General features: G+C 33.0%; 10 protein-coding genes. 2 read left to right on the forward strand and 8 right to left on the reverse strand.

What is annotated here, in order from left to right; all coding sequences use genetic code 11:
• The first annotated feature begins 58 nt into the window (after window positions 1-58).
• Both BP92_RS17255 and BP92_RS15860 read left to right on the forward strand, forming a co-directional pair.
• A complete protein-coding gene (locus BP92_RS17255; RefSeq protein ID WP_084329667.1) occupies window positions 59-262 on the forward strand; it encodes a hypothetical protein in 204 nt (67 codons plus the stop codon).
• Between the two features lie 278 nt (window positions 263-540).
• Window positions 541-1026, forward strand: coding sequence for a hypothetical protein (locus BP92_RS15860; protein WP_051604405.1), 486 nt, complete (start codon window positions 541-543; stop codon window positions 1024-1026).
• A gap of 55 nt (window positions 1027-1081) precedes the next feature.
• Here BP92_RS15860 and BP92_RS0106115 read toward each other — a convergent pair whose 3' ends face one another.
• The 8 genes from BP92_RS0106115 to BP92_RS15870 form a co-directional block, all read right to left on the reverse strand.
• The gene (locus BP92_RS0106115; protein ID WP_026725248.1) at window positions 1082-1534 is read right to left on the reverse strand and encodes a hypothetical protein; all 453 of its coding nucleotides are present in this window, start codon (window positions 1532-1534) and stop codon (window positions 1082-1084) included.
• A gap of 79 nt (window positions 1535-1613) precedes the next feature.
• Window positions 1614-3719, reverse strand: coding sequence for a prolyl oligopeptidase family serine peptidase (locus BP92_RS0106120; RefSeq protein ID WP_026725249.1), 2106 nt, complete (start codon window positions 3717-3719; stop codon window positions 1614-1616).
• A gap of 55 nt (window positions 3720-3774) precedes the next feature.
• Window positions 3775-5976 carry a TonB-dependent receptor gene (locus BP92_RS0106125; RefSeq protein WP_026725250.1) on the reverse strand — a complete coding sequence of 734 codons (2202 nt, stop codon included), beginning with the start codon at window positions 5974-5976 and terminating at the stop codon, window positions 3775-3777.
• A gap of 114 nt (window positions 5977-6090) precedes the next feature.
• Window positions 6091-6402, reverse strand: coding sequence for a hypothetical protein (locus BP92_RS16700; protein ID WP_051604406.1), 312 nt, complete (start codon window positions 6400-6402; stop codon window positions 6091-6093).
• A 450-nt stretch (window positions 6403-6852) separates the two neighbouring features.
• Window positions 6853-7842, reverse strand: coding sequence for an aspartate-semialdehyde dehydrogenase (locus BP92_RS0106135; protein ID WP_026725251.1), 990 nt, complete (start codon window positions 7840-7842; stop codon window positions 6853-6855).
• A gap of 225 nt (window positions 7843-8067) precedes the next feature.
• Complete coding sequence (locus BP92_RS0106140) at window positions 8068-8475, reverse strand: hypothetical protein (RefSeq protein ID WP_026725252.1); 408 nt, start codon at window positions 8473-8475, stop codon at window positions 8068-8070.
• 160 nt (window positions 8476-8635) lie between these two features.
• Window positions 8636-9178 carry a helix-turn-helix transcriptional regulator gene (locus BP92_RS0106145; protein ID WP_026725253.1) on the reverse strand — a complete coding sequence of 181 codons (543 nt, stop codon included), beginning with the start codon at window positions 9176-9178 and terminating at the stop codon, window positions 8636-8638.
• A 141-nt stretch (window positions 9179-9319) separates the two neighbouring features.
• Window positions 9320-9757, reverse strand: a complete 438-nt coding sequence (locus BP92_RS15870) for a transposase (protein ID WP_245598364.1) — start codon at window positions 9755-9757, stop codon at window positions 9320-9322.
• Between the last annotated feature and the right edge of the window lie 30 nt (window positions 9758-9787).

Consider the following 9787-nt stretch of genomic DNA (forward strand, 5'->3'; position numbering starts at 1 on the left):
AACAAGAATTAAGTAATTTTAAGCTATCTCAAAGCCAACTCAAAAGCTAGGTTAAAGTATGAATCGACCATTAAAAAGAGCATGCATATATCCAAAAGATATACAGCTCATAACAGGAAGAAGTAATCGTCAAAGTTCAAGACTATTGAACGACATAAGAAAGTCACTCAATAAGCCTAAAAAGAGCTTAGTAAGTATTGAAGAATTTTGCCAATATACAGGCTTAAAATTTGAACAAGTTGAACCTTATATTATTGGGTAAATTGATATTAAATACTTATATTTGTGTATGCTATTTCAATATAATTGAAATCATATTTAAGGGGACTAATTCGGTGACCATTCAAATCTCAAGATTTGAAACACCCGAAAATAAAGAGGATGTTGGGGATTGTTCGATTCCCACTCCGGGTACTAAACCTCTCAGAAATGAGAGGTTTTTTTATGTCTAATTATTTCTGTTTGAGTAATAAAATGTAAGCTATTTTTCTAAATCAAAATTTAAAGTTTTATATTTGAACACGTTAAAATTGCAAATCGATGAAAAAGAAAATAGTATTACTAAGTGTTCTAAGTTCAATCTTATTTTTTTCTTGTAAAAAAGATGAAGAAGTTAAACCAGTTGAAGAAACACAACAACCAGCTCAGCCTTTTTCTGGTGAAGCTTGGTTGAAACAGCGAGTTGGTAATCAAGGTCAGCAAGTGCAACCTGTACAACAACAAACCGCTCAAGCAGCAACACAAACGGCAGCAGGAATGAATCCACCACATGGTCAACCTGGTCATCGTTGTGAAATACCTGTTGGAGCACCATTGAATTCAAAACCAGCACAAAACACTCAATCTCAAAAGACTACTCCTGTAGTAAATCAAAAACCTATTGAGCAACCGGTGATGAATATTAATTCAAAAAGTGGCTCAACAACAATTGTTGGAACATCAACTCCTCCAGGAATGAATCCGCCTCATGGTCAAGAAGGTCATCGTTGTGATATCGCGGTAGGGGCACCACTTCCAAAAGAATAAAAATTTTAGAAAAACAAGAAACAGCAAAACCTCATTATGATTTTGCTGTTTTTTTTTATTTTATCGGTCTAAGTGTATTGCTATAGGTAATAATGAATTGAAATTTTCCTTTAGTTACTTTTTTCATTACATAAACATATTTGTGTTTGCTTGATTTTTTGGTAGGAATTAAGATTTCTTTTTTAGAGCTTATATCTTTAATTACCAAATCTTGTTGGTTGTTGAAACTTAAATAAGAAGCAATTCTATTGTTTAAATTAGTGATGGGATATTCAGAGTAAATCGTTTTTCCTTTTTGCGTAATGATGATTTTTTCTCCCTTGTACACTTGAGTTAGAAATAAAATACTTTTGTTACTGTTTTGGGCATTGACTTCTTTTTGAACTTTTTCGATTTCAGGTTTTGAAGCACTTCTAAAGTCATCTCGATACACGCTTTTTACGGTTGAATTACAACTTTGTAATCCAATAGAAGCAATAATGATGGATATAAAAACTGAAATTCTCATAAAATAGAAAACCCGCTTTTTGAAATTTTATTGCATAAAAAAAGAGCCCGAAGGCTCTTTTATCAGTTTTTTAACTTTTCTATTTTAATTCTTTAACACCCATATTATAAAGTGTAAAGACTTGCATATCCACATTTTCTTGAATCGTAGCCGCAACCGATTTTCCAGCTCCGTGACCCGCATTTACATCAATGCGAATTAAAACTGGATTATCACCCGCTTGTTTGGCTTGTAATTCTGCAGCAAATTTGAAACTGTGTGCTGGAACAACACGGTCATCATGGTCTCCAGTAGTCACCATAGTTGCTGGATATTTAGTACCTGCTTTTACGTTATGAACTGGTGAATACCCTTTAATGTATTCAAACATTTCTTTGCTTTGTTCCGATGTTCCATAATCGTAAGCCCATCCTGCACCAGCTGTAAATGTATGATAACGTAACATATCTAAAACGCCAACTGCTGGTAACGCTACTTTTACTAAATCAGGTCGTTGTGTCATTACCGCACCAACTAATAAACCTCCGTTTGAACCTCCTTTTATCGCTAAATAATCAGACGAAGTATATTTTTCTTTGATTAGATATTCAGCTGCCGCAATGAAATCATCAAAAACGTTTTGCTTTTTCAATTGCGTTCCGGCATCGTGCCATTTTTTACCGTATTCTCCACCGCCGCGTAAATTCGCAACAGCGTAAATGCCTCCATTTTCTAACCAAACGGCATTCGCGATGCTAAAAGAAGGGGTTAAACTAACATTAAATCCTCCGTAACCATATAAAATAGTTGGATTTTTTCCGTTTAATTTTGTCCCTTTTTTATACGTAATAATCATTGGAATTTTGGTGCCATCTTTTGAAGTGTAAAACACTTGTTTTGATTCGTAATCTGCCGAATTGAAATCTACTTTAGGTTTTTGATATACTTCTGATTTTCCTGTTTTTGGATCAAAAGCATAAGTAGTTCCTGGTGTTACATAATTTGTAAAGGAAAAATATAAAGTAGTTTCTTTTTCTTTTCCACCAAAACCACCCGCTGTTCCAACACCTGGTAATTGAATATCACGCACTAATTTTCCGTTGTAATCGTATTGTTTGATGAACGAAACTGCATCTTTCATATAACTTGCGAAAATATAACCACCACCAGTATTTGGCGACAATACATTTTCAGTTTCAGCGATGCAATCTTTCCAGTTTTCTTTTGCTGGATTTGATAAATCAAAAGTCACCACGCGTTTGTTTGGTGCTTTGTAATTGGTAACCAAATAAATTTTTGACCCTTTGTTGTCTAAAACATCATTGTCGTTTTCGTAATTGTCAATTAACGTTACGATTTTACTATCAGGTTTAGATAAATCTAAATAATATAATTCGTTTCCAGAAGTCGAATTCGCAGCAGAAATAAACAAATATTTCTCATCTTCCGAAACGCCACCACCAACATATCTTCTTTTTACATCGCCACCAAAAATCAATTTATCTGTTTTTTGCGAAGTGTTTAATTTGTGATAATATAATTTGTGTTGGTCGGTTTTTGCTGATAATTCGCTTCCAACTGGTTTGTCGTAGCTTGAATAATAGAAACCTTCATTCTTGTACCAAGAAACACCACTGAATTTTACATCTACAATTGTATCGCCGATAATTTTTTTGGTTTTGGCTTCCATTACAACTACTTTTCTCCAATCGCTTCCGCCTTCCGAAATGGAATACGCAACTAAGCTTCCGTCTTTTGAAAAGTTAATTCCGCCTAACGAAGTTGTTCCGTCTTTTGAAAAGGTATTCGGATCTAAAAAGATTTCTTCTTTACCGCTAGCGTCTTTTCTGTAAAGTACAGATTGATTTTGAAGGCCATTATTTTTGTAATAATACGTATAATCACCTTCTTTAAAAGGAGCTCCAATTTTTTCGTAGTTCCATAGTTTTTCCATTCGCTCTTTTAGCTGGTTTCTGTATGGAATTCTATTTAAATAAACATTTGTTACTACATTCTGTTTTTTTACCCACATTTCTGTTTCCGGACTTCTATCGTCTTCTAACCAGCGATAATAATCGTTAATTTGTTCACCAAAATAAGTGTCAATGTGGTCGATTTTTTTCGTTTCGGGATAATTGATTTTAGTTGTTTGTGCGTTCATAACAAGTGTACAAACAATAGCGGATATTGTTATTGTTTTTTTCATATTGTGTTTATTGATGATAACAAAGATATTCAAATGAATTGTAAAGAGTTGTTAATTATAAATCAAAGTTTAAACTCAATATTACATTTTTACCCATATTGTTAATGCCGTCTGCTTTTAATCTTGATAAGTGATTCGTATAAGTTTTGTCTAAAAGGTTATTAGCATTCAAGTTTAAATGGAATGCTGTTTTCCCGATTGTTACTTTTCCTCCAACAGCGAAATTAATCAACAAGTAGTCTGGCGTTCTAGTTTCAAATTCACTAATATTACTTTGCTTGAATGTGTAATTGAAGAAATAGGATAGATAAGCGTTTTTGAAATATTTAAACGATTCAAATTCCATACGAATGTTGTTTTTCCATTGATTCGCTGGGATTAATGGTAAGTAATTATCATCTTGTTTTCCTGTAACACTCTCAAAACTACTCGTAAAATGTAACCAATCATACGGATGCGGATGAAAGTGAATTCCAGCTTCTCCACCAAATAAATAAGCATTGTTTTGCACATAATTGTACACGTCATTTCCGTCAATTTCGGTACCTGTTGGCGTAATGTAAATGTAATTGTTTACGTGATTGTAAAATCCGTTTATGAACCATTCAAAGTGTTCGCTTTTGTATTCTAAATTCAAATCCACTTGAAAATTTTGTTCGTTTTTTAATTCAGAATTACCAATTTCATAACGATTACTTCCTTCGTGAACGCCATTTGAAGTTAATTCGGATAAATTCGGAGCTCTAAATCCAGAAGCAATATTAATTCGGGTTGAAATATAGCTTGATAAATTGGTTTTGTAACCTAAAGAAGCGTTGAAACTATTGAAGTTTTTATCAATAGCTTCAAAATAGCCTTCTTCACCTTCAATTCCGTGAGTGGAAGTGTTGATTTTTCTATTATCATAACGAATTCCCGCTTGTAGAATGTTGGAGTTCCAAGTGTAATTGGTTGTAGCAAAAGCACCAAAATCTTTCACATTTGCATCTGGAATTAACAATTCTTCTCCGAAATTAGTATTGGTTTGGTCAATTCCTTGAATTCCAATGATGCTTTCCCAACGATTCATTTTTGGAAAAAAATATTTCACATTGTAACTCGCAGTTTTCAATTTCATGGATAACGCAATTTCGTCTGGTGCTTCTAATTCTTTTCTATCGTTTAATGAATAGCCAAAATCACCTTCTATTTTTGAGTTTTTGAAATACACTTTTTGGTTTAAACTCAACACATGATTAACCACTTCTTGTTTTGGATAAAGTGGATTTCGGAATCCAGAATTTTCTAAATCTTCTTCGGGTAAACCCAAATTTAAGTTGTTATAATTGTATCTAAAATCGGTAGAAATTTTTGAATTCGAATAGCCAATTCCCGATTTAAAATCTTTCTCGATGAAACGCGTATTGATGATTCTATCGCCATTCGGAACTTTGTAATCGGCATGCGACGTGTAATTTCCTCTAACCAAAAATTTAAAATTCGATGGCGATGCTTTAAATCCGAAAGTAGTGGAAGTTCCTTGCGTATTGGTAAAATATTGTTGCTCGAAATCGGCTGATTTTTCTTGAAAAGGCGCATATTTTTCAGGATTAAAATAAATAACACCGCCCAATGCATCAGAACCATATAATAAAGAAGCCGGACCTTTAATGACTTCCACGCTTTCAATTCCAGCAGCGTTTAAACCTAAGCCGTGTTCTTCACCAAATTGCTGATTTTCCATGCGAACACCTTGCGAATAGACCAAAACACGATTTCCGCTCAATCCACGAATTACAGGTTTTCCAATCGAATTTCCTGTTGAAATCTGAGATACGCCTGGAATCGTTGCAATTCCGTCAATAAGCGAAGTAGCTCCGTTTTCTTTTAAAGTGTTTACCGAAGCATGTTCTACTTTCATCACATTTTGCGATTGCATTTTGTTGTATAAAGTAGAAACAATTACTTCCTCTAAATGTTGTTCTTTTTCGGTTAGAATTACGTTCAGTTTGATTTCGGCTCCGTTATTTGTAACGATTTCACTCTTGGTTTCGTAACCCGATAAATGAAAAATAATTTTGTTAGTTCCTTTTGGTAACGATGAAAATTGATAAAAACCATTTTCGTCGGTTGTAGTTTCCGAATTATTTTCTTCGATATGAACGATAACACCAGATAATTTTTGGTTGTTGGCATCGGTAACATACCCGCTAATTTTAAATTGAGAAAAGCCCGCTATTGAAGACAATAGCAGTAGTATATTGAAAAGATATTTCATTTTTTAACTTGTTTTTATTTGATAAATAATACAGCAATTTGTTGTACATCATTTTGATATACAACAATGTAAGCCTTGTTTAGAAAACAATCCCGAAGTTTCGGGAGCAATTATTTAAGCCATAAAAACGGGTGGGCCACGAAGATAGAACGAATTTCCTTCAAACGTAATGCAAGATTCATTACTGTTGAATTGATACGGAATTTCGTAAAACGAAGAAATAAAATCAAAGTGTAAAACTTCTGGTGAAAGGAAAGCCGCAAATTTGAAATCACAAATAGGACAATCTTCGCTTTCGGTAAACGTTTTTTCAGAAGTTTTAAAAGTCAAATGATGTGAATCATCACAACATTCAGTTTTAAGATGGTGTTCGTGCGAAAAAGTATGAATAGACTGATAACTTACAGCAAATAATACTGAGAGCATCAAAACTAGATTGATATAGAGTAACTTCTTTTTCACAATCACAAAGATAGTTTTTTCGATAGAAAGGAAAAAAAGAAACCACGAATTAACGAATTTTTAAGTTTTGATGACTTATTCGCTAGTTCGTGGTTGTTTGTTTTAGCCACGGATTAAAGGATTCAAAAGGATTAAATCCGTGCTAATCCATGTAATCAGTGGCTAAAAATTTATTCTAGATTATTTTCAACCAAGTATTTTGAAATTAATTCAAAGTGAATTCTTATTGCCACGGATTAAAAGATTCAAAAGGATTCAATTCGTGTTAATCTGTGTAATCAGTGGCTAAAAATTTATTCTAGATTATTTTCAAACAAGTATTTTGAAATTAATTCAAAGTGAATTCTTATTGCCACGGATTAAAGGATTCAAAAGGATTCAATCCGTGCTAATCTGTGAAATCAGTGGCTAAAATTATACTAATTTATTCGCAACTAAATATTCCGCAATTTGAATCGTGTTTGTTGCAGCTCCTTTTCTTAAGTTGTCAGCTACAATCCACATGTTAATGGTGTTGGGTTGACTTTCATCTCTTCGGATTCTTCCTACAAAAACATCATCTTTTCCTTGTGCGTAAATTGGCATTGGATAGGTGTAAGTGTCTAAATTATCTTGAACTGTTACACCAGGCGTGTTGTGTAAAATTTGACGTACTTCGTTTACATCAAAATCGTTTTCAAACTGAACGTTAACCGCTTCACTGTGTCCACCAACGACTGGAATACGAATGGCAGTTGCAGTAACCGCAATGGTTTTGTCGTTTAAGATTTTTTGCGTTTCGCGCACCAATTTCATTTCTTCTTTGGTGTAGCCGTTTGCTTCAAAACTATCACATTGTGGAATGGCATTTCTGTGAATAGGATATTTGTATGCCATTTCACCTTCAATTCCTGCATATTCATTTTCTAACTGACGCACTGCTTTAACACCTGTTCCTGTAATAGATTGATATGTTGAAACAACAATACGTTTGATATCATATTTTGTGTGCAAAGGCGCTAAAGCCATTACCATTTGAATCGTTGAACAGTTTGGATTTGCAATAATTTTATCTTCTTTAGTTAAAACGTTTGCATTGATTTCTGGAACGACTAATTTTTTAGTAGCATCCATACGCCAAGCCGATGAATTATCGATTACAGTTGTTCCTGCAGCAGCAAATTTTGGAGCCCATTCTAAAGAAGTTTCTCCTCCTGCCGAAAACAAAGCAATCTCAGGTTTCATATCTACAGCGGTTTGTAAACCTACTACTTTATAGGTGTTCCCTTTCCATTCGATTTCTTTTCCTACTGATTTTTCAGAAGCAACTGGAATTAACTCTGTTACAGGAAAATTACGTTCTGCCAATACTTGAAGCATTATTTCGCCTACCATTCCGGTAGCGCCTACTACGGCTACTTTCATATGTTTTGATTTTATTTTTTAGCGGAAACATATAGAATCGCCTTTTTATTTATGGTTGTTTGCTTACGCAAACGAGTTTTTTGTAGCGATTTCATTGTGTGTGTTATTTAATGATGCAAAAATATAGAATATTCAAACGACTTAGCAAATATTGATGAAATTATAACAAAAGTTTGAAATTTCATCATAAAAAAACCGCCAAGTTAATGACGGTTATAGTTGGTTTTACAAAGTGGCCTTGTGGGCGGTAATTGCGGCAATAAAAGCATTAACTTCATCTAATTGTTTGTTAACACGTTCTAAGTCCAATTGCTTTTCTAAAAGCGCAACAGCTCCATAGCTTTCTTTTCGGTTTTCTAATAAAAACTTTTTGTACTCTAAACGTACTTTTCGTTTTTCTTCCGTTTCTTTTGTTGGGCCTTCTGGTAAAGCAGCTATAATAGTATCAACAGCACTAATTTCTGCTAATACTCCTTGTAGCACGGCATCAATCTCTACCGAGGTGGTACTGTAATTGGTTACCAAACGTTCTTCGGAAAGTTTTTTGAATGTTAAATCTCCTTGTTCTTTGTTTGCCATGGTTAACAACACATCGCAGTCGGCAATTGTTGTAAGATTTGTTACTGAGTACATAATAAAAAAATTTATAGTTATTTTTTTTACATCAGCAACTCCAATGCCAGATCATTTTTTCATTTAGTATTTTAATACAACTTTAACTACAATAGTTAAACTTTAATTAAAAATATAATAACCTACATTTTCTTACGTTTTTTTCCTCCTTTTAAAAGTTTTATTTTGTTTTTTTATCTTTAGTTAGTAGAGAATTGGTTTCTTTTAGTTGTTCTTTTATCAATTGCTCTTCATATTCTAAAACCTTTTTTTTGAGTTGAAGAGCAACTAATTGTGTATTAAAATTAGGTTGTGTTTGGTTTTTTGTAGTCCTATATTTTAAAAGACTTAGATCGTAGTTTTTTAAATTTTTTTCTTCTTGCATGATAAGTCTGCTCATCTTTTCTAAAACAGCTATTCGCTCTTGTTTTTTTATAAAGCTAGTAATCTTACGTGCTACTAAAAGTTGTTGATGTTTGTTTTTAACGATACAATTTTGCAAGAATTCTTGTTCTTGAGTTCGAGTTGCTTTTTTGGTTTCGGTGGTAGTGCTTTCTTTTTGTGAAAGTGTTAATAACAAAGCTAGTTTTTCCATCGCTTGGATGGGTAAGTTGCGTTTGCCAGATTCAAACATAGCAATTTGACTTCGACTCACCTGAAGCAGTAAAGCCAAATTTTCTTGACTCATTCCTGTTAATGCTCTAATGTTGTTTTTGTTTTTCATGTAGTGTGACACTTTTTTTTAAACCATTTTTTTGTCACGCTTTCTGTGACAATTTTTTCAAATCAAAAATTTTGCCACACTTGTTGTGACATTTTTTTCAAAATGAAAATTTTGTCACGCTTTTGTTTTAGTTTAGGTAATTTACAAAATACTTGTTGATAACTTGTTTTTGCGTTCATTAAAATATTGCCTAATTTGGTAAACCCAAAACAATTGAAAATTAGTTGTATTTGAACTTTTTTCAGCTTCTTTTTTAAAATAATCTAACAAAAATTCTTTTCTGCTTTCTTTTGGGTTTTCTTGTATGGCTTTGACAACGCTTCTACTTGTAAACCTTTTAAAATCGCCTAATAAAAGTTCTGGTTTTTGATTTTCTATACTTCTAAAAATTAAATGAACATGGTTGGTCATTATGCACCAAGCATGTATTTCCATTCCTTTGTTTTTTTGACAAAATTCTAAACTTTCTAAAACTAAATCTTTGTATTCATTTCTTGTAAAGACATCCAGCCAACCCACAACAGCAAAACTTACAAAATATAATCCTTCGGAATTATGAAACTTATAATTTCTACTCATTTTTTCTTTTTATCAAAAATAGTAAAAGCT

Source organism: Flavobacterium sasangense DSM 21067 (assembly GCF_000686885.1).
GTDB classification, from domain to species: domain Bacteria; phylum Bacteroidota; class Bacteroidia; order Flavobacteriales; family Flavobacteriaceae; genus Flavobacterium; species Flavobacterium sasangense.